Genomic DNA, 25,247 nt, shown 5'->3' with positions numbered 1-25,247 from the left:
CCGGGCGGCTGGCAAGACCTCGTCTGAAAGCGGTTTCAGAAATTGCTCCGAGCCGAAGTTGCTTGTGGGCTTGCTAGCTGACCCGTCTCTGGTCCACGCTGTGCAAACGCTTTCTAATCTTGGGAGGAGTGCGTGCAGAACCGCCCGGGCCGGCCGCCGCGGATCACGATCAGCGACGTCAGTACGGCGGCTGGAGTGTCCGCGGCCACCGTGTCGCGAGTGCTGAACGGGACCGCCAAGGTGGACTCGTCCCTCGTCGACCGGGTGCACGACGCGGTCCGCCAGCTCGGGTACCGGCCGAATGCGGCAGCGCAGGGACTCGCGCGCGGTGAATGGGGCACGATCGGCGTGCTGGTTCCGGATCTGGCGAACCCGTACTTCCCCGACATCCTGAAGGCCGTCTCCACGGTCGCCCGGGCGCACGGCCGCCGGATGATGGTGATGGAGTCCGACGAGAACCCGGCCGCCGAGCACGACCTGGTGGAAGACCTGATGCGGTGCTGCGACGGCGTACTGCTCTGCTCACCGCGGATGGATCGGGCCGAGCTGGTCGAACTCGCCGGCCGCAAGCACCCGATGGTGTTGTTCAACCGCGTCGTCCCGGGCCTGTCGGTGCCGTCGATCTCGGTCGATTTCCACGGCGGGATGACCCAGGTCTGCGGGCACGTCGCGCAACTCGGGCACCGGCGCGCGGCGTACCTGAGTGGGCCGTCGGCCTCGTGGGCGAACGCGGAACGCATCCGTGCCTTCGAGGGGGCGCGTGCCTTCGGGCTGGAGGTGACCGTTGTCGAATGTGGTGCCACCAGCCAGGCCGGGTACGACGCTGCCTCGGCTGCTCTTGACGCCGGCGTCACCGCGATCCTCAGCTACAACGATCTCGTTGCCTTCGGCGCCTTGTCCCGCTTGCAGGAACTCGGGATATCCGTGCCGGCCGACCTGTCCGTCGTCGGCTTCGACGACCTCTCGCTCGACCGGGTCGCCCACACCGAGCTGACCACCGTCTCCGTCTCCCGCGACAACCTCGGCCGTCGCGGCGGCGAGATCCTCGAGGAACTCCTCGTCACCGGCCATGACGCGGACCCGGTCTACCTCCCGATGACCCTGCACCTCCGCAAAACCACCGCCCCACCCCCGACCATCTGAGGGCTTCCGGCGAACGAGCGGTGGCCGTACGGTTTTCGCATGGAACCTGGTGGGGAAAACAAACGAGCGCTAGATGAGTCCGATGGTCTCCGGAAAGAGGCTGTGGACGAACCGCGGTTTAGGCGTGAACCAAGGCCCGATGAGCCGGGCGACGATACAGCAGGAGAGGCCGTGGACGATCCACGTCGGGAGGGTTGAGCCTTGCCCGCGGAAGCTGCGCCGGAGCCGACCTCGCTGCCGAAGCGGTTGAGCGGCGAGGAGAGCGCGAGAAGGTTTCCGGATCTGTATCAGGCCGCGGTCAACGGGCCGGCGACCTTCCGGCACCTGGTGCAGGCGCAGAAGCTGGCCCGGGCGAAGAACGACCAGATCGCGTCCGATGCCGGGCACTGGTTGATCACGCACCTGGCGCAGAAGTTCAGCGAAGTGCACGGGGGGATCGAGAAGGAGTACTACTGTCAGCATGTCACCGGTGGTTGCTTGCTGGCCAAGGATCGAACGGTCTACTCGATCCTCAACTCACCACCGCCAGAACTGGTCGATGCCGAGGTGTCGTTGAAGGTGCTGGCCAAGGAAGCGGGGTATGGGTTGCGGGACGCCAATGTGGCTCAGCAGTTAGAGGAGGCGACCGACCACGCGTATTCAGGGCTGACCCGCGTGATGGTCGCGGCCGACCTGGTCGGCGCTCGGGCGTCGTCCGAATTGGAGATCGCCGAGGCCATCGCGGCAGCCCAGAACGAGTACGCACTGATCGAGAGCCGGATCGAGAAGCTCCTGCAGCGCCAGGCGGGCGTCGACTACTTCCGCGGTGTCCTCCTCGGTGTGATACCCACCCTCGTCCTCGTCGCGCTGTTCGGTCTCGCCGCATCCGCGTGGTGGAAGAGTGCGCTGGTCCCGTCGGCACTCGTCGCCGCGATCGCGATGTCCGCCCTCGGTGCCACGATCAGTGTGATCCAGCGGATGTCCAGTGATTCGCTGGTGATGAACTACCGGGTCGCATCGAGCGCCCAACGGAAACTACTCGGCGCCTTCCGCCCCGGCATTGGCGCCATCTTCGGATCCCTCGCCTACTTCACGCTGCTAGCCGGCGTGCTGGCCGGCGGCGCCACCCCCGGCACCACCCCTGCCTCGGTCGCCGTCTTCGCTGTCGCCGGTTTTGCCGCCGGTTTCAGCGAACGCTTCGCAGCCGACCTACTCGAACAGGCTCAGAAGCTCGTCGCCACCGCAAAGTCCTGATTCGCTGACGAAGGAAGTAGCTTTCCGGGTGGTTGGCTCGTTGAGTGGGGTGGGTTCTTGACCTTCTGCTGAGGTTTGGCAGGTGTTGGGGACTCCGACGGTGTACTAGTGTGCTGAATCGGTCACTAGCCTGGGCGTCGGCGAAGGTGGAGGATTCGTGAAGCGGTTCGTGGTACCGCCTGGCTGGCCCACACCGCCCCGACGCAGCTGGGTGCCGCCGAAGACGTGGCGCCCGGATCCGTCCTGGCCGCCAGCACCGGCCGGCTGGCGCTTCTGGGACGACGGCAAGGGTAACGCGGTCCGCGGCCCGGTCGGCCTGTACGGCGGGACGTCACGGCGCGCGGTGTTCGCCGGGGCGAGTGGACTCATGGTCTTCCTGGCGATCAACATCTGGGCGTTGTCGGCGATCGGGTTGTTCGACGGCGACGACGGCCGGCGGTCGACGATGCAGGCGGCGCCGGTCCTCGACGACAAGAGCCCGACGCCGACCCTCACGCCCACCCCGACGCCGACTCCGCCGTGGACGACGCAGACCCCGCCGGCGGTGACGCCGACGACGGTCACGCCGACCGCCAAGCCGGCCAAGTCGCGCACCAGCAGGAAACCCGAGCAGACCGAGGAGTCCCGCACTCCCACGCCGACCAAGTCGGTGACGAAGCCGGTCCGCCCGCCACGCACCTCGACGTCTACTCCGCCCACCCGCGAGGAACTCCTCGAGGAGTACTGCCGCCAACAGGGCTGGGACCCCGAATGGTGCGACCCCGACAACTGGCCCGAGCAACCCGAAGACCCCGAAACTCCGCCGCCCTACCGCTAACCGCACCCGCTGCCCCCGGGCGGTTGTCAGGCCAGGAGGTCGATTTCGTGGCCGGTGCGGGTGGCGACTGCGGCCTGGTAGACGGGCCAGGCGAGCGCCAGGTCTTGCCATGGCAGTCCAACCGGCGCGTAGACGGTCACCTGATCGGCTGACTGTCGCCCCGTGACGGCTCCCGTCAGGACGTCGGTCAACGTCGCGGCAACGGCCGACTCACCGAGTGAAACGTTGCCGACAGCACCCATCTGTACCGCGAGACTGAGGTCGTCGACCACCACCCGGGCGCCGGCCAGCAGATCTGCCCCGAGCTCTACCTTCCCCGGCTCGTCGGCACCGAGCGAAGTGAAGTGCCGCCCCGGCCGCACGTCACCAGCCGTCAACAGCGGCTCCCGAGACCACGTCGCCAGTACGACGACCTCCGCCCGCGCCGCCACCGTCGCCGCGTCATCGGCAACCGCGCCCCGAATCTCCAACCCAGCAAGGAAATCCTCAGCACGTCCGGACCGTATGTCATGCGCGACCAATCCCTCGATCGACCGCAACGCCGCCAGCCCGCGAACCACCATCTCGGCCTGCGCCCCCGCCCCGACCACGCCAACCGTGGACGACTGAGGAGCAGCCAGTACGTCGGTCGCCAGCGCCGCGGCGAGTCCCGTCCGCCACGCGGTGACCGTGGACGAGTCGAGCAGCGCGAGCAGCGACCCATCGGTCAGGTCATGCAAACAGACGACACCACGCAGCGCCGGCGTCGCCCCCGGGAACTTCGCGTTGACCTTCACGGTGTACGCCGGGATCCCCGGAATCACACCCGGCAACAGCGCGGTCGCCGTACCGGGCCCTGGAAGGTCGGTCCGCATCCGCTGTGCTTCGAACGTCTGGGGAGCGGCGAACCCCGCGCGGAGTACGCCAAGCACGGAAGGGATGTCGACCAGGCCGAGGATGTCGGATCGGGTCAGCAGTAGTGTCATTCAGACCACATTCAGCTCGGTTCGGGTGGCGGCGTGATGAAAGCGCCGGGCATGCAGAGGTGTGACGTCGACGAAGGGCGCGCGGCCGAGAAAGAGATCGCGGATCACCTCGCCGACGGCCGGTCCCTGGAGGAACCCGTGCCCGGAGAAGCCGGTGGCGTACAGGAACCGGCCGAGCTCCTCGGCCTCGCCGATCAGTGCGTTGTGGTCCGGAGTGATCTCGTAGAGTCCGGCCCAGCCGCTTGTCAGCCCGACGTCGAGCAGACTCGGCGTACGGCGTTCCATCGCCTCGGTCAGTCGCGGTAACCACGCATCCGACCGCTCCAGGTGGAACCCGGGTTCCTCAAGCGGATCGGACATTCCGATGAGCAACCCCGGTCCCTCGCGGTGGAAGTAGTACGTGCTGTCGAAGTCGATCGTCATCGGCAGGTCGGCCGGCAACCCCGGCACCTCCGACGTGACCACGATCTGCCGCCGCAACGGAGTCACCGGCAGCTCGATCCCGGCGAGCGCCCCGACTTCCGCCGACCACGCTCCGGCTGCGCAGATGACCGTCGACGTCTCGACGAATCCCTTGCTGGTCTGGACTCCACGGATACGGTTGCCTACGGCATCAATTGCGGTGACCTCGCAGCCGGTCACGAGGGTCGCCCCGAGTCGCCGGGCCGCCGTGGCATACCCCAGTACGACGGCCTCCGGCGTACAGTGGCCCGCGTCGGGGGAGAAGCAGGCGCCGACAAGTCCGTCGGGGGAGATGAGCGGCGCCAACTGGACGGCCTCGTCGACCGAGATCATCCGGGTCGGGCCGCCGGACGCGTTCTGCAGGCGGGTGCTCTCTTCGAAGCCGGCCACCTGATCGGCCGTCGAGAGCAGGAACAGGTAGCCCACCCGATGCAGGTCGATCTCCTGGCCGGGGCGTTCGCCGAAGGCTTCGAAGGCAGCCAGACTGCGGATGCCGAGGGCGATGTTCAGCTCGTCGGAGAAGTTCGCCCGTACGCCGCCGGCCGCCTTCGAGGTCGAGCCCGAACCGAGCTCCGCCTTCTCCACCAGCAGCACCCGTTCCACCCCGGCCTCGGCGAGGTGGAACGCGATACTCGTCCCCATCACGCCGCCGCCGACGATCACCACCTCGGCAGCAGCGGGCAAAGACGCGACCATCAGGCAGCCGGGTCGGCCGGGTCCGCGGGGTCCGCCGGGTCTGACCGGTCCGGCAGGCGGAAGTCGAAGTCGGCCTCGACCGTGACGGTGTCCATCTGGGCCTTCTGGAGTTTGCCCGAGTAGTCCCAGTTCAGCGACTGCCAGCGGGTGAACTGGTCCAGCACCCAGATCCCGCTCTGCCGCGACCCGTTCCCCGACTTCCCGTTGCCGCCGAACGGCAGGTGCGCCTCCGCGCCGGAGGTCGAGTTGTTCACGCTGACCATCCCGGCCGAGATCCCCTGGGCGAACCGGAACGCCTTCGTGGGATCGGTCGTGTAGATCGAGCTCGACAATCCGTATCCCGACTTGTTGCCCAGAGCAATCGCCTCGTCCAGCTCGGCGTACGTCGTGATTCCGACGATCGGCCCGAACGTCTCGTTCAGGAACAACTCGTCGTCCGGCCGGACGCCATCGACGATCACCGGGTGGTAGAACAACCCAGCCGCAGGATCGCCGACGAATCCGTCCCGCGGGCTGTCCGTGCCGACCCGGCCGACCGCGCCGATCACCCGGTGGTGGGCCGCGATCCAGCCGAGCGACTTCTCGAATCCGGCCGCGAACTTCTCGTCCAGCAAGGGGCCGAACAGCACGTCCTGGGCCGGATCGCCCATCCGCGCGGCCGCGACCGCAGTACTGAACCGCTGGACGAACTCGTCGTGCACCGACTCGTGCACGATCACCGTCCCGAGCGACGTGCACCGCTGACCCGCAGTACCGAAGCCGGAGAAGAGGGCGCCCTCCACGGCGAGCTCGAGGTCCGCGTCCTCGGTGATCACCATCGGGTTCTTGCCGCCGAGCTCGAGGCACGGGGTCTGCAGGTGACGGCCGCAGAGCTCGCCGATCCGGCGGCCGACCTCGCTCGACCCGGTGAAGCCGACCTTGTCGATCAACCCGGCTTCGAGGGACCGCTCCAGCCCCTCGAACGTGCTGGGCCCGTCGGCGTACACGACGTTGAAGACGCCGGCCGGTACGCCGGAGTGCGCGAAGAGCTGGTGGAACGCGTCGGACACGACCGCGGAGTACTCGGCCGGCTTCCAGACCACGGTGTTGCCGCAGAGCAGGGCGGGCACGATGTACCAGGACGGGACAGCGACCGGGAAGTTGCCGGCCGAGATCACCGCGACCGAGCCGACCGGGCGGCGGAAGGTGAACAGTTGCTTGTCCGGCATCTCCGACGGCACCGTCTGGCCGTAGAGCCGGCGACCCTCGCCGAGGAAGAAGTCGCAGGTGTCGATGATCTCCTGCACCTCGCCGAGCGCCTCGGCCAGCGGTTTGCCGATCTCGCGGGTGACGAGGGCGGCGAGACGGTCCTTGTTCGCGGTCATCAGCCGGCCGACGTTCGCGATCACCTGACCGCGCTGCGGGGGTGGTACCGCAGCCCACGCGGCCTGCGCGGATCGCGCCGCCCCGGCGGCCGCGACGAACACCTCCGGACCGGCGATCCCGATCTCACCGACCACCTCCGCGGTGTTCGCCGGGTTGGTCGAGGCGATGGTCCGGGCCGGGTTCGGCACCCGTTCCCCGGCGACGACGGACAGGATGGCAGACGACACGGGTGGGTCCTCTCGGTGGGCGATCTCGGTGCCAACCAGCCTCTCATGTGAGCGTGCGCTGATGCTCTGCTCGCCGGGGGAGCGGCGCACAGCTGACCGACGACATCCTCCCCATGCGGCGCGACTGGGGAGGGAAATGTCGTCTTCCGCGTGCAAAAACTCTCCTCGGTCGCCGGAAAAACCCTCCCCAGAGGCGGGTGGGGCGATCTTGGGCACGGGCGGTCGCACGTGCGGCCGGGAATCGCATATTGTGAATGCGTTCACAATATGATTGGCTTGGTTTTGACGCGGACCAGGGCCTGTCTGACGGCCCTAGGCTCTGTGGCGTACAGCGACCCGATCATTGGGAGGTGCGTACATGACCGAGCGGAAGCCGCCCGGGATGAAGGCCCAGGAGTGGGTCGACCTGCAACTGCGGCAGGCGGACGAGCGAGGCGAGTTCGACAATCTGGCCCTCGCCGGTAAGCCGCTGCCGAAGCTGGCCGAGGCGCATGATCCGGACTGGTGGGTGAAGGACTTCATCCGCCGGGAGCAGATCGACACCGAGGTCCTGCTGCCGGCGTCGGTCCAGCTGCGCAAGGAGAAAGAACGGATACCGGAGACCGTCGCGAAGCTGCGCACCGAGACCGAGGTGCGCGACTACCTGAAGGATCTCAACGAGCGGATCCGGATCCAGGTGCGCGACGCCACCGGCGTGGTGGTCCCGGTCGGCCCGGTCGACGAGGACGAGATCGTCGAGCAGTGGCTGCGGGACCGGCCCGAGCCGGGTTCAGTGCAGCAGGACCAGCCTGAGCCCGAGCCGGAACCCAAGCGTTCCTTCTGGCAACGCCTCTTCAGCTGACTCCCGCATCGTTGCTGCCAGCAATCAATCGGCGAGCAATCAATCGGCGAGCAGGCGGCGGGCGGCGTTCTCGATGGTCTGTTCGCTGAGCAGGACCTCACGGGCCGCGTCGCCCAGCGGGACGAAGGAATCCTCGCTGGTCACCCGCGCCATCCGGCCGGAGTAGTCCGCATCGACGAGCGCCGCGAGCACGCCCTCGGACACGCCCCCGGACCGCCGAGTCTCGTCTGCCACGAGCACCCGTCCGGTGGCCGTTGCCTCGCGCAACAAATCGTCGAGAGGCAGCGGCGCGAGCCAGCGCAGGTCGAGCACTCGTACGCCGTCCAGCCGCGCCGCCACGCGCAAGCTCATCGGCACCCCGTTGCCGAACGTGACCAGGGTCAGCCGATCGCCATCGCCGTACGTCCGCCCGCGCCCGATCGGTACATGGCCGGCCGGATACTCGGCGAGCCACGCGCCGTCCTCGTCGGCGTACAGGTCGCGCCGGTGGTAGAGCGCGATCGGTTCGAGGAAGACGCAGACGGCGCCATCGGCCCGAGCGGTCGCGACGCAGGTGTGCAGCATCGCGGCCGCGTCGTCCGGGCGTGACGGTGACGCGATCACAATGCCCGGGATGTCCCGCAGTACGCCGATCGCGTCGTCGTTGTGGAAGTGGCCGCCGAACCCCTTCTGGTAGCCGTATCCGGCGATCCGCACCACCATCGGATTCCGGTACTGCCCCTGCGAGAAGAACTTCAGCGACGCCGCCTCGCCGCGCAGTTGGTCCTCCGCGTTGTGCAGGTACGCCAGATACTGGATCTCCGGCAGCGGCAGCAATCCCGAGATCGCGGCGCCGAGACCGAGTCCGAGGATCGACTGTTCGTCCAGCAACGTGTCGAACACTCGCGCCGGCCCGAACGTCTTCTGCAGCCCCCGCGTCACGCCGTACACGCCGCCCTTGCGCCCCACGTCCTCGCCGAACACCAGCGCTTCCGGGTACGCCGTGAGCACGTCCGCGAGGGCTCGGTTGATCGACTGGCTCAGGGTCAGCGGTTCACCTTGGTACGACGATCGCGGGGGCAACGTGTCGGCGGCGACGGTCTGTAGTCGTAGGGGTGCCGCGATCGCCTCGGCCGTCGTGAGTTGGGGGAGTCCGGCGACCTCGCGGGCGATCCCCATCACCTCGGAACGCTTGTTCTCGTAGAGCTCGATGATCTCGGCCGGGGTGCATCCCGCGGAGAGCAGCAGCCGGGCAGTACCGAGCAAGGGGTCGAGTTCCTCGTCGGCGGTCAGCTCGGCCGGTGAGCGGTATGCGGCCTCGACATCGGACCCGGCGTGCCCCATCAGGCGCACGGTTCGCAGCCGAAGGAAGGCCGGCCGCCGGTTTCGCCGTACGAAGGTCGCTGCCTCGGTGGCCATCTCCAGTGCCGCCGCGAGATCGGTGCCATCGGCATCGAAGTACCGGAGTCCCGGGCGTTGTCCCCAGGCCTGCTTGATCCAGCCTTCCGGGGTGCGCACGCTGATGCCGATCCCGTTGTCCTCGCAGACCAGCAGCAACGGCATCGGGTGCCCCTGGTACGACGCGTGCAGGGCGGCGTTGATCGCCCCGGTGGCCGTCGAGTGGTTCGCCGAGGCGTCGCCGAAACTCGTCACCACGATCGCGTCGGCCGGCCACGGGCACGGTACGCCGAGTTTGGCCGCTCGGGCGATCGAGAAGGCGACCCCCATCGCGCGGGGCAGGTGCGACGCGATCGTCGAGGTCTGCGGGATGACGGCCAGGTCATGCCGGCCGAACACCTTGTGCCGGCCGCCCGCGATCGGCTCAGTGGTCGCCGCGGTCACGCCGAGCAGGATGTCGCGCAACGCGTCCTTGTCGCCGTGCTGAGCGGCCCGGGCGAGGTAGAACGCACCGGATCGGTAGTGCAGGAGAGCGGGATCGGTCGGACGCAGAGCGGCCGCGACGGCTGCGTTGCCCTCGTGGCCGGACGACCCGATCGTGTAGAACCCATGGCCCTCGGCCTGCAACCACCTCGCGGCGAGATCCGCGTGCCGGCTACCGAGCTGCGCGTCGTACAGCTGCTTGACCAGCTCGAGCGGGAGCGTCCCGAGCGCGGGTCTGAGCGCCCGTACCCGACTGGCGAACAACTCGTCGACCTGACTCACCAACCACTCTCCCTGTTCCCGGCCCCCAACACCCCGCCTGCCCGCGGCATGTCAAAGCTCCTCACTTGGAACATGATCCGCGAAGAACCCCACAACCACCGCACCAGCCACCAATTTCGGCGGTTCGCCCCGCCTTCCACTCCAGCCGATCCTGTTGGGTCAGGAACCTCCGGCGGCGGCTGTTCGTTCTGAGGGTGTCGACGCCGGGTGGGGTGCCGGGCGTCGGCGGGGGTGCCCATGAGGGTGCTCCCTGGCGACGATGAGCGAGCGCGGCGATGCGGCTTTCTCCTGCTGTTCAGCGGATGGCGATCGCGGCCGGTCTGGGGATCGGTACCGCGGGGCTGCTGGCCGGGGTGCTGCTGCTCGGACCGTTCGTGTCGACGATTGTGCTCGCGGTGGTGTTCGCCCTCGTCTGGCCGTTGGCGGCGGTGATCAAGCGCCTCTCCGACGAAGCGCCGTACCAGTCGCCGTTCCTGATCGCCGTCTGCGCTGCCGGTGGGGTGCTCTGCCTGCCCGGTCTGGTGCGGTTGCTCGGCTGGGGTGCGGCCGGGCTGTCGGTCGCGATGCTGACGGCGTTGCTCTTCGTCGGCCTCGACTTCATCCTGCCGAGCACCCGCCGGGAACGCCGCGCAAACCGTCGCGGCCGGGACCGGCGGTTCTTCCGTCGCCGCAAGCCCGAGTACGGGGGACTGGTCCTGCTGACCCGGACGCAGGAGATCGAGGACGAGAAGCTGATCGCCTCACTCCAGTGCCCGCTCACCATCGAGGAACTCTGCGGAGTCTGGTCCGAGACGACCAGGACCCTGGCCGCCGGCGCCGGATCCCGCGACCGGCAGGCCGTCGCCGAGGTCCGCCGGATCTGCCTGGACGAGTTCGAACGCCGCAACCCCGAAGGCTTCCACCGCTGGCTGGAAGCCGGCGCCCCAGCCGACCCAGGCACCTACCTCCTCCCCAAACCCGGTGAGTAAACCGACCGAGTTGCTCAAGCGGCCTTCTTCTTGGCCGTCTTCTTCCTAGCAGCGGTCTTCTTCGCCGCGGTCTTCTTTGTCGTGGCCTTCTTGGCCGTCGACTTCTTCGCGGCGGCGGACTTCTTGGTCCCACCGGCGCGGCGGGCCCGGGCGGCATCGACGCTGGCGCGCAGCGCGGAGACGAGATCGGTGGTCGCGGTCGCCTCGGGCTCCTCCTCGGTGACGACGACGTCCTTGCCCTTGTGCTTGGACTCGACCAGCTTCTTCACCCGCTCGGTGTAGCTGTCCTTGTACTGCGCGGCGCGCCACTCGCCGCTCATCGCCTCGATCAGGTCGACCGCCATCTTCAGTTGCTTGTCCGCCTTCGACTTGACCGGCAGGTCGCCGATCTCCTTGGTCGAATCGCGGATCTCGTCGGCGAAGAACAGCGTCGCCAGGACCAGTACCTTGCCCGACGCGCGGATCGCGGCCAGGTACTCCTTGCCCCGCATCACGAACGTCGCGATGCCGGCCCGGTTCGTCTTCTCCAGCGCGTCGCGGAAGAGCGCGTACGACGAGGCGTTCTCCTGATCCGACGGGGCCAGGTAGTAGCTCTTCTGGAAGTGGATCGGGTCGATCTCGTCCAGGTCGACGAACGTGTCGATCTGCAGCGACCTGGACCGGCCGGGCGCGATGTCGTCGAGCTCGTCGGGTTCGACGATCACGTACTCGCCGTCGCCGACCTCATGGCCTTTGACGATCTTGCCGTAGTCGACTTCACGGCCGGTGCGCTCGTTGACCCGCTTGTACCGGATCCGGTCGGACGTCCCACGCTGGAACTGGTGGAAGTCGATCTCGTGCTCCTGGGTCGCGGAGTACAGGCCGACCGGGACCGAGACCAGCCCGAAGTTGACATACCCGCTCCAGATCGACCGCGCCATTGGTCAGCTCCTCTCCAGACCCCTGGTACCCAGGTCAGAGGCGGTTGTAGCGTTTGCGGGCCTCGCGGCTCTGCTTCTGCGCTTCCCGGGCGGTCTTCTTCGCGTCGTCCAGCTCGGCCGTCAGGCGCCGGATCGTCACCCGGATCTCCTCCAGGGTGTCCTGCGCTTCGGTGAGCTGGTTCTCCAGGTCCTCGACCACCGCCTCGGCGAGTTCCGCGGCGGCGACCTTGTCCTCCAGCTGCTTCTTCGCCTCGGCGCGACGGGCCGCCTCGCGTTCTTCCTCTTTACGTTCGGCCCGCTCCCGTGCGGTCCGGGCGGCGGCCGATTCTTCCTCTTCCGCCGCCTTCGACGCCTTCCGCCGATCCACCGCCCGCTGTCGTCGCTCGTCCGTCAGCGGCGTGACGTTAGACGGCTCGCCGCTCTCGTCGACCACTCCGAAGCCGACGTGACGAAGCGCGCTGCTCAACCGGCCCTCGCGAACCGCCTCGCCTGCGGCCGGATCGACCAGTCCGGCATCGAAGGTCTCGCGCAGCTTCTGGCCGACGTCCGCGCTGACCTTCTGCCCTTGATCCGCTGCCAGCTTGCCCGCGGCCTGGACCAGCTGGTCGATGAGCTTGTGCCGCCTCGGTGTCAGCTCTCGCAGCCGCTCGCCGTCCAGGTCGGCCGTCGCCTCGCGGAACTCGTCACCGAGGGCAACCAGGTCGTCCAGCTCGTCCGGCTGCTCCCGCGCGACCAGGTTCGCCAGCCAGGCCGCCACGGTCGGCTTGCGCAGCGCCTTCAGCCGGGTCGACCCGAGCTGGTCGCCGTCGGCCTTCAGCTGTTTCGCGAGCTCGTTGCGAGCGGCAATGAAGTCAGCGGCCGGTGCGGCGTACAACGCGTCTGCCGCCTCCTCGAAGTCCACCCGTACGACGCTACAGGACCGTGTGCATGCTGTTCATCAGCTCGGCCGGAGCGATTCGTGCCCGGCAGACGGCTCCCCACCGACGGGACAGGCCGGTGGGGAGTAGCGGTTTCCTCCTCTGTGGTGCCGGATCTGACCCTGTCCTGGTGCCCCGGACTCGCCGGCCTATTCCCGCCAGTTCGGTTATCGACCTCTTGTAATCGTTTACGTAACCGATTACAAAGAGCCTGATCCGTCAGCGGGCCCGACCGGGGCGGTGGCGTGGGGACGGAACTGAGACTGGAGAGATGCCGTGCGTACGAGACTTCCGGCCCTTGGCCTGACCGCGGCGGCTGCGCTCGTGGTCAACTTCCTGCTGCCCACGGCCGAACCAGCCGCACCACTCGCGACGTCCCAGGCGGTCGCACCCGGGACGATCGGTACGGCGAGCATGCGGTCGGCCACGTTGGGTGAGGACATCGACTACAACGTCTATTTGCCCGCCGGATACGAGTCCTCCTCGAGCCGCTATCCGGTGATCTACCTGCTGCACGGCCGGGGCGACTCGATGAGCGCGTGGACGCAGGTGAAGAGCCGCCTCGACGAACTCATCTCCACCGGCGAGATCCCGCCGACCATCGCGGTCATGCCGGACGCGCCCTGGAGCAACCGGGCCAGCTATTACGTCGACTCGGCGTACAAGGGTGCGGACCCGGGCCGTCCGGTCGAGACCGCGTACCTGCGCGATCTGGTGCCGCACGTCGACGCGGCGTACCGGACGATCGCCGATCGGAGCGGCCGTGCGATCGCGGGGTACTCGATGGGTGGTGCCGGTGCACTGCGCTACTCGATGGTTCACCCGGAGGTGTTCGGCGCGTCGATCGTGCTCAGCCCGGCCGTCTACTTCCCGCTGCCGCCGGCGGACTCCAGTACGCGCGAGTTCGGCGCCTACGGCAAGGGCAACGACCTGTTCTCCGAGTCGGTCTACTGGCGGCTGAACTACCCGACCGCCTTCAAGCAGTTCGCCAGTAAGGGACTGCAGTCGCACCTGTTCATCGCGGTCGGCGACGACGAGTACAAGAACCCCGAACCGAAGGACTACACCCACGACCTCGACTTCGAGGCGCACGTGGTCTTCAACCAGGCGGTCCGGGTGCCAGGCCTGACCAGCGAGTTCCGGGTGGTCGACGGCGGCCACGACTGGGATATCTGGGAGCCGGAGTTCGTCGAGGGCGCGAAGTACATCTTCCAGTTCATCGGCAAGCCGCCGGCCACGCCGATGAAGGCGGCCCTGTCCGGTACGCCGGGCGAGGACCGCGCCGGCGGCCTGGCGGTCGACCAGGACGGCAACACCTACCAGGCGATCGCCGCCGAGGGTCCGGTCGACGGTCAGCCCCACGCGGGCGGCAAGGACGTGGTCCTGACGAAGTACGCGCCTGACGGTTCACGCCTCTGGACCCGCGAACTCGGCACGTCCGGCACGGATCGCCCGTACGGCGTGGCGCTGGACCCGCAAGGCCGACCAATCGTCACCGGCTACACCACCGGAAACCTCGACGGGAACCATGCGGGCAACACCACGGACGACGTCTTCGCGGTCCAGTACGACGCCGACGGCAACCGCGGCTGGGCCACCCAGCTCGGCGCATCGGGACTGGCCGACCGGGGCTACGCGATCGCAACGGATCAGTCCGGATCGATCTACCTCGGCGGCTACACCAAGGGCGACCTTGGCGGCGGCGGGAACCAGGGCGACAAGGACGTCATCCTGATCAAGCTCGACCCATCGGGCCAGCCGGTCTGGACCCGGCAGTTCGGCAGCGCCGGCGAGGAGAAAGGTATGGCCCTGACGACCAGCGGCGACGCGGTCTACCTGGCCGGGATGACGGCCGGCTCATTGGGCGAACCCGCCGGCGGTATCGACGGCTTCGTCGCACGCTTCGACGCGGCGGGGACGCGAACCTGGCTGAACCAACTCGGTACGCCGGCCGCCGACGAGGTCTGGGGGCTGGCCGCCGACGGCTCCGGCGGCACCTACCTGAGCGGCTACTCCGCGGGCGACTTCGCCGGGACTCTTGCCGGCGACAAGGACATCATCGTCGCCCAGCTCAACGACTCAGGCACCATCTCCTGGAAGGACCAGTTCGGTACGCCGGGCAACGACAAGGGCGCGGCGATCACCCGAGACTCCTCCGGCGATTTCGTCGTCGCAGCCTTCACGGACGGACCGCTGCAGACGAGCCTCGGCAAGTTCGACGCGGTCCTGGCCAGGTACTCCGCCGACCACACCCGCACCTGGATCCGCCAGTTCGGCACGACCGAGGACGACGGCGCCGACGCCTTCGCAGAGGCCAACCTGTACGTCGCGACCCGCGCCGGCGCGACGTACGTCTCCGGTCTCACCGCCGGCAACACCGCAACCCAAACAAACCTGGGCAACGGCGACATCTTCCGCACCACGTTCACCCCGTCCGGAGAGGAGGACTAGCCCGGGGTACCGGTCCGCCGGGAGAAGGGAGGCCGTGTGCGGTTACGACGGAGCAACCCCGATCGGCCCGGCCTGACCCGGCGCCGGAGGGGCAAGGGGTTCAGCTACCTGGACGCGGACGGCGGGCGGGTGACCGACCCGGAGACGCTCGACCGGATCCGTACGCTGGCGATCCCGCCGGCCTGGGAGGACGTCTGGATCTGCCCATATCCGAACGGTCACATCCAGGCTGTCGGTACCGACGACGCCGGCCGGCGGCAGTACCTGTACCACGACGACTGGCGAGCCGAGCAGGATGCGGACAAGCACGACCGGGTACGGCGGCTCGCGCGCCGGTTGCCCGCGTTCCGGGCACAAGTGGACCGTGACCTCTGCGGCAAGGGTCTCGGCCCCGACCGGGTGCTCGCGGTGGCGCTGCGAATGCTCGACCACGGGGTCTTTCGCACCGGCAACTCGGAGTACGCCGAGGACTACGGCAGTCGGGGAGCGGCCACGCTGCTGCGCGACGACGTACGGATCAAGCGGGGCAAGCTGGTGTTCGACTTCACCGCGAAGGGCGGGGTGGATCGGGTGATCGAGCTTGAGGACGACAAGCTCGCGGTTGCGGTCGGTGCGCTCAAACGCAGCCGGCACCACAGCCCGCTGCTGCTGGTCTACACCGACCGCAGCGGCTGGCACGAGATCGACGCCGGCCTGATCAACGAGCGGTTCCACGAACTCGTCGGCAACGGGTACACGGTCAAGGACCTGCGGACCTGGAACGCCACGGTTCACGCGGCGGTTGCCCTGGCCAAGGAAGACCCGCCGACTACCAAGAAGGCGCTGAAATCCTCGGTGCGGACGATGCTCGGCGACGTCTCCGACCACCTCGGCAACACGCCCTCGGTCGCGCGGAGCTCATACGTCGACCCGAGGGTGATCACGCAGTTCGAGCAGGGCCGCACGATCGCCCCGGCCATCAGCCGCACCGGCTCGGACGACCTCGGCAGCGAGAAGGTCCGGGAGCGCCTGGAGCGCTCGGTCGCCCGGCTGCTGAAAGTGGACGGATAGGGGCCGATTGCCCGACTGCGCATGGGGTACCGGGGCGGCAGTGTGTGTGAAAGGAGCTCAACATGCCCGCAGGGTCGAGCAAGAAGCGTGAACGGCAGTACGAGCACATCAAGGCCGGGCTGAAGAAGCGCGGCCGGAGTGAGGACACCGCCGAGGAGATCGCGGCGCGGACGGTGAACAAGGAGCGCGCGCGGTCGGGCGAGGCGAAGCAGAAGAGCCGCTCCTCGACGCACGACATCTCCTCGAGCCGGCGCGGCGGCCTGCGGTCGCACAGCGGATCCCAGGGCCGGACCAAGGACCAGCTCTACAACGAGGCCAAGCAGAAGAACATCAAGGGCCGCTCGAAGATGACCAAGGCCGAGCTGGAGAAAGCGGTCGGCCGCTGACGCGGAAACCCCGACGGGGCTGCGATACGCGCGCCTGCTCGGATGAGGGTTTTCTCATCGGATCCTGCTGGTAACTCGCCTGGTTGTGCCTGCAGGATGTGCCGTTATGGTCGCATCCACTTTCACCGAGTCAACGGGGCGCCTGGCCGAGCGGTTGGCGCCGGCGCGGGTCGGTCCGGCGGCGGTGGTGATCGGGCTGCTGGTGTGTACCGATCTGGTGATGATCGTGCTGCATCTGGCGCACCGCAGTGTCCAGGTCACGACCCGGGTGCCGGTGCTGAAGTCGCAGGCGTTCAACATCTCGGGCGATCACGGGATCGCGGAGTCGTTCGGGTATGTGCAGCTGTTCTGGGTGGTCGTGCTGCTGTTGTGGGTCGGGCTGTTCGGGAACCGGCGGTCGTTTCTGCCATGGGCGTTGCTGTTCGCCTATCTCCTGGCCGATGACCTGCTCGCGCTGCACGAGTCGGCCGGGACCGCTCTCGTGCACGCCGTCGGGGAGCAGCCGAAACACCTGATTTTCGGCGGGTTGCGGATGCAGGATCTGGGCGAGCTCGTGTTCGCCGGATCGGTCGGGCTGGTGTTGCTGGCGCTGCTGGCATGGGGTTATCGCCGCGGAACCGCGCGCACCCGTACGGCGTACCGGCGGTTGCTGGTCGTCAGCTTGGAGCTCGCGGTGTTCGGGATGCTCGTGGACGGGCTCGCCACCGGGGTCGGGGATTCCGGGCTGCAGTTGCTGCACCTGTTGGAGGACGGTGGCGAGTTGTTCGCGGTGAGTGCCGTGCTCGGGTGTGTGGTCCTGGAGGTCAGCTCCGCGCTGTCGAAGGCCGGGCGGGCCGGTCCGGCGGGCGGGTGAGTTCGGCGCGGAGGCGGTCGAGGATGCCGCGGAGCAGGCGGGACACGTGCATCTGACTGACACCGAGCTCGCGGCCGATCTCCTCCTGGGTGCGGCCGTCGCAGAACCTCAGCTCCAGGATCCGCCGATCCCGGTCGCCCAGCTCGGACACCGCCGGAGTGAGGGTGTGGACGTTCTCGACCAGTTCGTAGCCGTCCTCGGCCGCCGCGACCGTTTCTCCAAGTGTGGTGCCACCCTCGGCCGCGCCCGGAGCGTCCAGTGACAGAGCGTTGAAGCAGGTGCGCACCGACGTCGCCTCGGCGATCTCCACTGCTTCGGTGCCGAGCGCCTCGGCGGTCTCCTCATCACTAGGCAGACGACCGAGCCGCTGGGTCAGTTCGGGCTCGGCGGCCGCGATACTGCCCTGCATCTCCTGGACCCGGCGCGGCGGCCGGACGGTCCACGCGCAGTCGCGGAAGTACCGTTTCAGCTCGCCCCGGATGGTCGGGACGGCGTACGAGAGGAACGCGGTCGAGGTGTCCAGCCGGTAGCCGTTCGCGGCCTTGACCAGGCCGAGGTACGCGACCTGCTCGAGATCGTCGGCGTCGACGCCCTTGCTGCGGTACCGGGACGCGATCGAGCGGGCGACCGGCGCGTTCAGGATGATCACCTGGTCGAGCAGTTGCTGGTGCCACGGATCCGGTACGCCGTCGGCTTGTTCGAGCAGCTCCTGGGTGGTGTCGGCGATGTGCTGCCGCGAGTCGGCAGCGAGGACAGGTGCGATCGTCACGGGAGAGACCTCGTCGTGTGTCGGCCTGCGGTCGGTGGCGGGGGGCTGAACCACTTGCTCCCCACCTCATCAAACCTGGCTGCCTGATTTCAACCCCTCGGTTGTTACAGCTGTTTGAAATCGGGCCGATGTGTCCGGTGTCACCCCCGAGGGAACAGGGTGTGCATGAACGAGCACACCGGCGCGCAACGCTGGGTCCCGGACCGCGGCGGGATGCGCGCGCTCAAGGCCGCGCTCCCCGAATGCCGCGGCTGCGATTTGTGGTCGTACGCCGAGCAAGTGGTGCCGGGCGAGGGTCCGGTGCGAGCGCGGATGATGCTCGTCGGCGAGCAGCCGGGGGACGTCGAGGACAAGCAGGGCCGGATCTTCGTCGGGCCGGCCGGGCGACTGCTCGACAAGGCGCTGGTGGAGGCCGGGATCGATCGCGCCGACGTCTACCTGACGAACGCGGTCAAGCACTTCCGCTTCGAACCCCGCGGGAAACGCCGGATCCACAAGACCCCGTCGGTCGGGCAGATCGTTGCCTGCAGCCCCTGGTTGCGGGCAGAGCAGGCGATCGTGAGGCCGTCGCTCGTCGTCGTACTCGGATCGGTCGCGGCGCGCGCTCTGCTCGGCACCGGCTTCAAGGTCACCCAGCACCGTGGCGAGGCGGTCGAACTCCCGGACGGTACGCCGGCGATGGCGACCGTTCATCCGTCGGCGGTGGTGCGGTCGGAGGAGTTCCGCCGCGACTTCGCCCTCTTCGTCGACGATCTCAAGGCCGCCGTCGCGCTACTGCCGGCCGATCAGTGACCGCGCCCGGAGCTCGGGGAGGATCTCGGTGCGATACAGGTTCAGCAGGTCGACCGAATACGGGCCCATGTTGGCCACGTAGATCTCGTCGAACCCGGCGTCGACGTACGGCATGAAGGCGTCGAGATGAGTGTCCGCTTTTGGACCGCAGGTGACGGATCGCGCGGTGGACTCCTTGGTGACGAGCTGGGAGGCCTGCTCGAAATGCCTCGGTGACGGGAGGACCTGGGCGAGTTCGCCGGGCAGGCCGGAGGTGGCCCAGAGGCGGTGCGCCTGCTCGACGCCCTCCTCCTCGGTCGGTGCGTAGCTGACCTTGAAGCCTGCCTGCGCGGGCTTGTCGCCGCCGCCGTTGGCCCGGAATCGATCGAGCAACTCCTGGTCCGGTGACGTGGTGATGTAGCCGTCGGCGATCCGGGCAGCGACATCAGTCGCCTCAGGCCCGAACCCGGACATGTAGATCGGCAGTGGGGTGTCCGGCCTGGTGTAGATCCGCGCGGTGTCGACGGTGTAGTGCTTGCCCCGGTGCGAGACGAAGCCGTCCTCGGTCCACAGCCGGCGCATGATCTCGACCGCTTCCTCGAGCATCTCCAGCCGGACGTCGACCGTCGGCCAGACGTCGCCGAGCACATGTTCGTTGAGAGCCTCACCGGTACCGACTCCGAGGACGAAGCGCCCGTTCAGCAGTACTGCGCTGGTGGCGGCGGCCTGCGCGATCACGGCCGGATGGATCCGGACCGTCGGGCAGGTGACCGCGGTGGTCACGGGCAGTTCGCAGACCTGCGAGATCGCCCCGATCGCGGACCAGACGAACGAACTCTGGCCTTGCTGATCGTTCCACGGGTGGTAGTGATCGCTGATCCAGAGCGCATCGAACCCGGCCTCCTCGGCCCGTCGCGCCTGCTCGATCAGCTCCGCCGGCGTCAACTCCTCACTGGACAGGAAGTACCCGAACTTCACGACATCTCCTCCACCTCGCGCGAGTGGGTATGCCCGCCCGGTTCCCATCCGCCGGCACCGCATTCGCCGTACTGCGTGGCGGGTGGTGCACGGAGCGTCTCGAGCGGGCGTTTCCTTTGGTTCCAAGGCATCCCGACCGTTTTGCGCCGCTGGTCACGGGGCACCGGAGTGGGCGGCGACCAACCGCCAGAACACGGGGTACAGCCGCCGGGCACCCTGCCCGGCCCACACGAAAGGAACGATCATGGGCCTAGTGCTCTGGATCATCGCGGCGATCCTCGTCATCTCCGGAATCGTCTCCCTGGTCCGTGGCCAGGTACTGATGGGTGCCGCGCTCATCGTCATCGGCCTGCTGGTGGGCCCCGGTGGCGTGAGCATCTTCACCTGACCCGGAGATCGTCCTCGGCGGTCGCGATCACCTCGCGGCCGTCGAGTCCTCTGCTTTGGATCACTGCCAGCACTTGTCAGGTTTTGGGGGTTGACTGGGAGCACTGACGGGCGACGAGTGAGGGCTGGTTGATGGAGTGCTGTGCGGTTGTGGATCTTCGGCAGTACACCTTGGTGCCGGGGCGGCGGGACGAGCTGATCCGGGTGTTCGACGAGGCGTTCGTGGAGGGGCAGGAAGAGTGGGGGATGCACATCGTCGGTCAGTTCCGGGATCTGGACCAGCCCGATCGGTTCGTCTGGTTGCGGGGGTTCGCCGATCTGCCCGCTCGGGCGAAGGCGTTGGAGGGGTTCTACACCGGGCCCGTGTGGAGGGCGCGTGGGCCGGAGGCCAATGCGACGATGATCGACTCCGACAATGCGTTGCTGCTGAAGCCGGTCGAGCTGGGTCCGCGCTATCCGGTACTCGAGTCGCCGAGGCCGCCGGTCGGGGTGGCTGAGATTCCGCAGTCGATCGTCGGCGGTGCTGTCTACCATCGCGCGTCCGCGGATGACGGTTTCGTTCAGTTCTTCACGGATCAGGTCGTGCCGATTCTTGCCGACACGGGCGCCGAGCCGGTGGCGATCTTCGAGAGTCTGGTGGTGGAGAACAACTTCCCCGCGCTGCCGTTGCGGGATGAGGTCGTGCTCGTCTGGTTGACGAGTTTCCGCGACGACGCGGCGTACGAGGAGCATCGGCGCGAACTGGCCGCCTCGCCGGCCTGGCAGGGCAAGATCCTGCCCGAACTGCTGGCGCGGAAGCCACAGGAACTCCGGCTGCGGCCGACGTCGCGATCCCAGCTGCGATAAATCAATTGCGCTGCCCGAGCCGGCCCGGCATCCTGGGTCGGACTCGTGCAGCGACAAGTGCTGCCTGGACCTGAGGAGGGCTGACGGATGGCCATCACTGTGCTGCGGCATGTCCGCGCCCATCACACCTCTAGGTTCAGGAGCACCCCGGATGTCTTCCGACGTCTTTCGTACCGAATCAGAATTCTCTGACCTCGACGCGCGCTGGGGCGAGTTCACCAGCGACGAGTCCCAGCCCGATCCAGCCGACGCGTTCGTCTTCCAGTTCCACCAGGTCGACGAGGAACTCGGTCCCGATCAGCGCTGGACCACCTGGCTGGATGTCGAGCGCGGTTCTCGCGGCCCGGATCCGCGACCCGATTGGGTCGTGACGGAACAGGCCGCGATCGATACCGAGCTCGGCATCCTCAAAACCGGCAAGGAGGCCGACGTCTTCCTGCTCGAACGGGCTGTCGACGCCATCGGCGACAACCCGGGAAAGTCCTCACTGCTCGCCGCCAAGCGGTATCGCACCGAGGAACACCGAACGTTTCACCGCAGTACGGCGTACGTCGAGGGCCGGCGTACCCGCAACAGTCGCGACAGCCGGGCGTTGGCGAAGAAGACCGCACACGGTCGTGGCGTCGCCGCCGGGCAATGGGCCTACGCGGAGTGGGACGCACTCTGCCGGCTCTGGAAAGCAGGAGTCCCGGTGCCGTACCCGGTCCAGGTGGACGGCACCGAGCTGCTGATGGAGTTCATCGACGACGGTGAGGGTGGTGCCGCGCCACGGCTCGCTCAGGTCCGTCCGGACAAACGGCTGCTCGACCAGTACTTCGAGCAGGTGCGCGACGGGATGCGCGAGTTGGCCAGGGCGGGGTTGGCCCACGGAGACCTGTCGCCGTACAACGTGCTGGCGCAGGGCGAGCGGATCGTGATGATCGACCTGCCGCAGGTGATCGACATCGTCGGCAACCCGAAGGGGATGGAGTTCCTCCTCCGGGACTGCCACAACATGGCGACCTGGTTCACCAACCGCGGCCTTGAGGTCGACGAACAAGAACTGTTCGCCGACCTCCTGACGATGGTCTTCTAACGCGTGATCGCCTGCTGCAGCAGAGGTACCAACGGGACCAGCCGGTCGGGGTAGGCGTCGACGAGACCGTCGACGTGGTTGCCTGCCTCGACCCGCTGGTACCGGAACAAGGCCGAACGCCCTGCCTGCCGGACCATCGCGGCGTACACATCGGAGTCCTGCGTGATCGGCAGCAGGCTGTCGAACGTGCCGTGATAGGTGACGAGTGGTCGCCCGATCTTCCCGGTCAGCGCGATCCGCTTGACCGCTTGCTGGGCTTCGGGGCGGCTGGCGTAGTCGTAGTCCGCCTCGGTGCCCTGGTACGACGGGTCGAGCTCGGCCGCGTAGATCCGCTGCGTCAGCTTCCAGTAGACGGTGTAGTGGAAGTCCCAGAGGAAGGCCGATCCCGGATCGAAACCGGCTCCGGTGATCAGCGCGGGGTTTTGTTGCTCGTAGCCCCTGATCGCCGGCGGCAGGAAGGTGAACAGGTTCGGCCCGTCGGCGGACCAGAGGGTGCCTTCGAGATCGACGCCACGGGTGTAGAGCTCCGGGTGGTTCTCCAGTTGCCAGCGGACCAGGTAGCCGCCGTTCGAGATGCCCGCGGCAACGACTTCGCGAGCCGGGCGACCGTAGTACTGGGCAACGACCGCCCGGGCCGCCCTGGTCAGCTGGGTCGTCCGGTGGTTCCATTCCACGATCGCGTCGCCGGGCCGTACGCCGTCGCGGTAGAACTCCACGCCGGTGTTGCCCTTGTCCGTCGCCGCGAACGCGTACCCCTTCGCCAGCACGTAGTCGGAGATCGACCGATCATTCGCGTACTGCGCTCGCACGCCGGGCGAACCCGACATCACGAGCCCGCCGTTCCACTTCTTCGGCAGCCGGATGACGAACTGGGAGTCGTGGTTCCACCCGTGGTTCTTGTTCGTGTACGACGTGTCGGGGAAGAACCCGTCGATCTGGACCCCCGGCACGTTCGACTGCTGCGGCAACCCCGCATGGGTCAGCCCGGCGTAGTCCGCCGGATTCGTGTGCCCCGAGGCGACGGTCCCGGCGGTGGTCAGGTCGGCCAGACAGGCGACCTCCTGGTACTCAGCTCCCGGCACCCGCGGCCGGGGGCAGCCGTGAGCCTCGGCTGGTAAGGCGAAACCACTGACCAGCAGCAGAACGGCAACGGGCAAAGCAAGACGGCGGCGCATCGACATACCTCCGGAGTCGGCTGCGCGCCACGCTAGAAGCCGGACCCCCACACAGACAGATGGTCCGGCGACACACCCACACCCCGCCGAGTGTCGTTCAAGGACACAGGATGTGTCAGCCGACTGCTTTTGCGGCGGCGCGGCCTGCGGTTCGGCCGCTGAAGAGGCAGCCGCCGAGGAAGGTGCCCTCGAGGGATCGGTAGCCGTGGACGCCGCCGCCGCCGAAGCCGGCGACTTCGCCGGCCGCGTAGACGCCGGGGAGCGGAGTACCGTCGGCGCGGAGTACTCGGGAGTCCAGGTCGGTCTGCAGGCCGCCGAGGGACTTGCGGGTGAGGATGTTGAGCTTGACCGCGATCAGCGGACCCGCCTTGGGATCGAGGATGCGGTGCGGTGAGGCGACCCGGATCAGCTTGTCGCCGCGGTAGTTGCGGGCGCCTCGCAGGGCGGTGATCTGCAGGTCCTTGGTGAAGGTGTTGTCGAGTTCGCGGTCTCGGGCGACGATCTGGCGTTCCAACTCGGCCGCGTCGATCAGGTCCTGGCCGGCCACCTCGTTCATCCCGCGGACCAGGTCGGCGAGGTTGTCCCGGACGACGAAGTCGGCGCCCTTGTCCATGAACGCCTGCACAGGTGCGGTCGCGCCGCCGCGGGCCCGGCCGAGCACGCCCCGGATGTCCTTGCCGGTGAGGTCCGGGTTCTGCTCCTGGCCAGAGAGGGCGAACTCCTTCTCGATGATCTTCTGGGTGAGCACGAACCAGCTGTAGTCGTACCCGGTCTTCATGATGTGCTCGAGCGTTCCCAGGGTGTCGAAACCGGGGAACAGCGGGACCGGCAGCCGGTGGCCGGTGGCATCGAACCAGAGCGACGACGGGCCGGGCAGGATCCGGATGCCGTGCATCGGCCAGATCGGGTTCCAGTTCCGGATGCCCTCGGTGTAGTGCCACATCCGGTCGCGGTTCACGTACCGGCCGCCGGCCGCTTCGGTGATCGCGAGCATCCGGCCGTCCACGTGCGCCGGGACGCCGGAGATCATGTTCTCCGGCGGTTTGCCCATCCGGGCGGGCCACTGGGCACGGACCAGGTCGTGGTTGCCGCCGATACCGCCGGAGGTGACGATCACCGCCTGCGCGGTCAGCGCGAAGTCCTCCACCTCATCTCGGGAGCTGGCCTCGCCGCGAGCCACGCTGCTCGGCTCCAGCACCTTCCCGCGGACGCCGTCGACAACTCCACCGGTCACGGTCAGCTCGTCCACCCGGTGCCGGAACCGCAACTCCACCAGTCCCTTGGCGACGGCTTCCCGGACCCGGCGCTCGAACGGCGCGACCAGACCCGGCCCGGTCCCCCAGGTGATGTGGAACCGCGGGACCGAGTTCCCGTGTCCGTCGGCGAGGTAGCCGCCGCGCTCGGCCCAGCCGACCACCGGGAACCAGCGGACTCCCTGGGCATGCAACCAGGACCGCTTCTCGCCGGCCGCGAAGTCGACGTACGCCTCGGCCCACTGCCGGGCCCACTTGTCCTCGTCGTCCAGCCGGTCGAACCCGGCCGATCCGAGCCAGTCCTGCAACGCGAGATCGTGGGAGTCCTTGATCCCCATCCGGCGTTGCTCGGGTGAGTCGACGAACATCAGCCCGCCGAACGACCAGAAGGCCTGCCCGCCGAGTGACGTCTCGGGCTCCTGGTCGAGCAGCAGCACCTTCCGGCCGGCATCGGCCAGTTCAGCGGTCGCGGCCAGCCCGGCCAGCCCGGCTCCGACGACGATGACCTCAGCGTCCATCTGCCCATCCCCTTTGATTCGGTCGTCCATATATATCGG

The 25,247-nt window shown here is 68.1% G+C and carries 23 protein-coding genes; 13 read left to right on the top strand and 10 right to left on the bottom strand.

What is annotated here, in order from left to right:
* Positions 1 to 132: 132 nt before the first annotated feature.
* The 3 genes from EV643_RS36590 (at position 133) to EV643_RS36580 (ending at position 3,193) form a co-directional block, all read left to right on the top strand.
* The gene (locus EV643_RS36590) at positions 133 to 1,143 is read left to right on the top strand and encodes a LacI family DNA-binding transcriptional regulator (protein ID WP_133804798.1); all 1,011 of its coding nucleotides are present in this window, start codon (positions 133 to 135) and stop codon (positions 1,141 to 1,143) included.
* A 201-nt stretch (positions 1,144 to 1,344) separates the two neighbouring features.
* Positions 1,345 to 2,376 (top strand): hypothetical protein, encoded by a 1,032-nt coding sequence (locus EV643_RS36585; RefSeq protein WP_133804797.1) that lies wholly within the window; start codon positions 1,345 to 1,347, stop codon positions 2,374 to 2,376.
* Between the two features lie 157 nt (positions 2,377 to 2,533).
* Positions 2,534 to 3,193: a hypothetical protein gene (locus tag EV643_RS36580; protein WP_133804796.1), complete on the top strand. Its 660-nt coding sequence runs from the start codon at positions 2,534 to 2,536 to the stop codon at positions 3,191 to 3,193.
* Between the two features lie 26 nt (positions 3,194 to 3,219).
* Here the strand turns inward: EV643_RS36580 and EV643_RS36575 are convergent, their stop codons facing one another.
* Genes EV643_RS36575 through EV643_RS36565 form a run of 3 tightly spaced genes read right to left on the bottom strand, consistent with a single transcriptional unit; the run spans position 3,220 to position 6,908 of the window.
* Positions 3,220 to 4,158, bottom strand: coding sequence for an ornithine cyclodeaminase family protein (locus EV643_RS36575; RefSeq protein ID WP_133804795.1), 939 nt, complete (start codon positions 4,156 to 4,158; stop codon positions 3,220 to 3,222).
* Positions 4,159 to 5,304, bottom strand: a complete 1,146-nt coding sequence (locus tag EV643_RS36570; RefSeq protein WP_133804794.1) for an NAD(P)/FAD-dependent oxidoreductase — start codon at positions 5,302 to 5,304, stop codon at positions 4,159 to 4,161.
* An 11-nt stretch (positions 5,305 to 5,315) separates the two neighbouring features.
* Entirely contained in the window at positions 5,316 to 6,908 is a 1,593-nt protein-coding gene (locus tag EV643_RS36565) for an aldehyde dehydrogenase family protein (protein WP_133804793.1), read from the bottom strand.
* A gap of 358 nt (positions 6,909 to 7,266) precedes the next feature.
* Here EV643_RS36565 and EV643_RS36560 point away from each other — a divergent pair, with 358 nt between their 5' ends.
* Positions 7,267 to 7,749: a DnaJ family domain-containing protein gene (locus EV643_RS36560; RefSeq protein ID WP_133804792.1), complete on the top strand. Its 483-nt coding sequence runs from the start codon at positions 7,267 to 7,269 to the stop codon at positions 7,747 to 7,749.
* A gap of 39 nt (positions 7,750 to 7,788) precedes the next feature.
* Here the strand turns inward: EV643_RS36560 and EV643_RS36555 are convergent, their stop codons facing one another.
* Complete coding sequence (locus EV643_RS36555) at positions 7,789 to 9,891, bottom strand: thiamine pyrophosphate-dependent enzyme (protein WP_133804791.1); 2,103 nt, start codon at positions 9,889 to 9,891, stop codon at positions 7,789 to 7,791.
* Positions 9,892 to 10,166: 275 nt separating this feature from the next.
* Here EV643_RS36555 and EV643_RS36550 point away from each other — a divergent pair, with 275 nt between their 5' ends.
* Positions 10,167 to 10,859 carry a hypothetical protein gene (locus tag EV643_RS36550; RefSeq protein ID WP_133804790.1) on the top strand — a complete coding sequence of 231 codons (693 nt, stop codon included), beginning with the start codon at positions 10,167 to 10,169 and terminating at the stop codon, positions 10,857 to 10,859.
* Between the two features lie 14 nt (positions 10,860 to 10,873).
* Here the strand turns inward: EV643_RS36550 and ku are convergent, their stop codons facing one another.
* The gene (ku, locus tag EV643_RS36545; protein ID WP_133804789.1) at positions 10,874 to 11,779 is read right to left on the bottom strand and encodes a non-homologous end joining protein Ku; all 906 of its coding nucleotides are present in this window, start codon (positions 11,777 to 11,779) and stop codon (positions 10,874 to 10,876) included.
* A 34-nt stretch (positions 11,780 to 11,813) separates the two neighbouring features.
* Positions 11,814 to 12,680, bottom strand: a complete 867-nt coding sequence (locus EV643_RS36540) for a hypothetical protein (RefSeq protein ID WP_133804788.1) — start codon at positions 12,678 to 12,680, stop codon at positions 11,814 to 11,816.
* Between the two features lie 292 nt (positions 12,681 to 12,972).
* On the opposite strand from EV643_RS36540, the gene EV643_RS36535 reads away from it, so the two are divergent.
* The 4 genes from EV643_RS36535 (at position 12,973) to EV643_RS36520 (ending at position 17,436) form a co-directional block, all read left to right on the top strand.
* On the top strand, positions 12,973 to 15,147 hold the full coding sequence (locus EV643_RS36535; RefSeq protein WP_133804787.1) for an alpha/beta hydrolase-fold protein: 2,175 nt from the start codon (positions 12,973 to 12,975) through the stop codon (positions 15,145 to 15,147).
* 36 nt (positions 15,148 to 15,183) lie between these two features.
* Positions 15,184 to 16,197: a DNA topoisomerase IB gene (locus tag EV643_RS36530; protein WP_133804786.1), complete on the top strand. Its 1,014-nt coding sequence runs from the start codon at positions 15,184 to 15,186 to the stop codon at positions 16,195 to 16,197.
* Between the two features lie 62 nt (positions 16,198 to 16,259).
* Positions 16,260 to 16,583 carry a plasmid stabilization protein gene (locus EV643_RS36525; RefSeq protein WP_133804785.1) on the top strand — a complete coding sequence of 108 codons (324 nt, stop codon included), beginning with the start codon at positions 16,260 to 16,262 and terminating at the stop codon, positions 16,581 to 16,583.
* Between the two features lie 106 nt (positions 16,584 to 16,689).
* A complete protein-coding gene (locus EV643_RS36520) occupies positions 16,690 to 17,436 on the top strand; it encodes a DUF8692 domain-containing protein (RefSeq protein WP_133804784.1) in 747 nt (248 codons plus the stop codon).
* Here the strand turns inward: EV643_RS36520 and EV643_RS36515 are convergent.
* Positions 17,387 to 18,205, bottom strand: coding sequence for a sigma-70 family RNA polymerase sigma factor (locus tag EV643_RS36515; protein ID WP_133804783.1), 819 nt, complete (start codon positions 18,203 to 18,205; stop codon positions 17,387 to 17,389). The two genes, EV643_RS36520 and EV643_RS36515, sit on opposite strands and share 50 nt — an antisense overlap.
* Before the next feature lie 165 nt (positions 18,206 to 18,370).
* On the opposite strand from EV643_RS36515, the gene EV643_RS36510 reads away from it, so the two are divergent.
* On the top strand, positions 18,371 to 18,997 hold the full coding sequence (locus EV643_RS36510; RefSeq protein WP_133804782.1) for a UdgX family uracil-DNA binding protein: 627 nt from the start codon (positions 18,371 to 18,373) through the stop codon (positions 18,995 to 18,997).
* On the opposite strand, the gene EV643_RS36505 is transcribed toward EV643_RS36510, so the two are convergent.
* Positions 18,977 to 19,954, bottom strand: a complete 978-nt coding sequence (locus EV643_RS36505) for a TIGR03557 family F420-dependent LLM class oxidoreductase (RefSeq protein WP_133804781.1) — start codon at positions 19,952 to 19,954, stop codon at positions 18,977 to 18,979. The genes EV643_RS36510 and EV643_RS36505 overlap by 21 nt on opposite strands.
* 244 nt (positions 19,955 to 20,198) lie before the next feature.
* On the opposite strand from EV643_RS36505, the gene EV643_RS44450 reads away from it, so the two are divergent.
* From EV643_RS44450 to EV643_RS36495, 3 genes are all read left to right on the top strand, one after another.
* On the top strand, positions 20,199 to 20,342 hold the full coding sequence (locus tag EV643_RS44450) for a GPGG-motif small membrane protein (RefSeq protein WP_166665715.1): 144 nt from the start codon (positions 20,199 to 20,201) through the stop codon (positions 20,340 to 20,342).
* Between the two features lie 149 nt (positions 20,343 to 20,491).
* Positions 20,492 to 21,187: an NIPSNAP family protein gene (locus tag EV643_RS36500; protein ID WP_238166059.1), complete on the top strand. Its 696-nt coding sequence runs from the start codon at positions 20,492 to 20,494 to the stop codon at positions 21,185 to 21,187.
* Between the two features lie 151 nt (positions 21,188 to 21,338).
* The gene (locus EV643_RS36495) at positions 21,339 to 22,262 is read left to right on the top strand and encodes a serine protein kinase RIO (protein ID WP_133804779.1); all 924 of its coding nucleotides are present in this window, start codon (positions 21,339 to 21,341) and stop codon (positions 22,260 to 22,262) included.
* Here EV643_RS36495 and EV643_RS36490 read toward each other — a convergent pair.
* Together EV643_RS36490 and EV643_RS36485 are read right to left on the bottom strand one after the other, a co-directional pair.
* Positions 22,259 to 23,437 carry a 3-hydroxybutyrate oligomer hydrolase family protein gene (locus EV643_RS36490; protein ID WP_133804778.1) on the bottom strand — a complete coding sequence of 393 codons (1,179 nt, stop codon included), beginning with the start codon at positions 23,435 to 23,437 and terminating at the stop codon, positions 22,259 to 22,261. The two genes, EV643_RS36495 and EV643_RS36490, sit on opposite strands and share 4 nt — an antisense overlap.
* A gap of 115 nt (positions 23,438 to 23,552) precedes the next feature.
* Complete coding sequence (locus EV643_RS36485; RefSeq protein WP_133804777.1) at positions 23,553 to 25,208, bottom strand: FAD-binding dehydrogenase; 1,656 nt, start codon at positions 25,206 to 25,208, stop codon at positions 23,553 to 23,555.
* Positions 25,209 to 25,247 lie beyond the last annotated feature (39 nt).

The organism is Kribbella caucasensis (assembly GCF_004361855.1).
Lineage (GTDB): Bacteria > Actinomycetota > Actinomycetes > Propionibacteriales > Kribbellaceae > Kribbella > Kribbella caucasensis.
The sequence above is the reverse complement of the archived record's forward strand: the minus strand, read 5'-3'. Positions and strand labels throughout refer to the sequence as shown.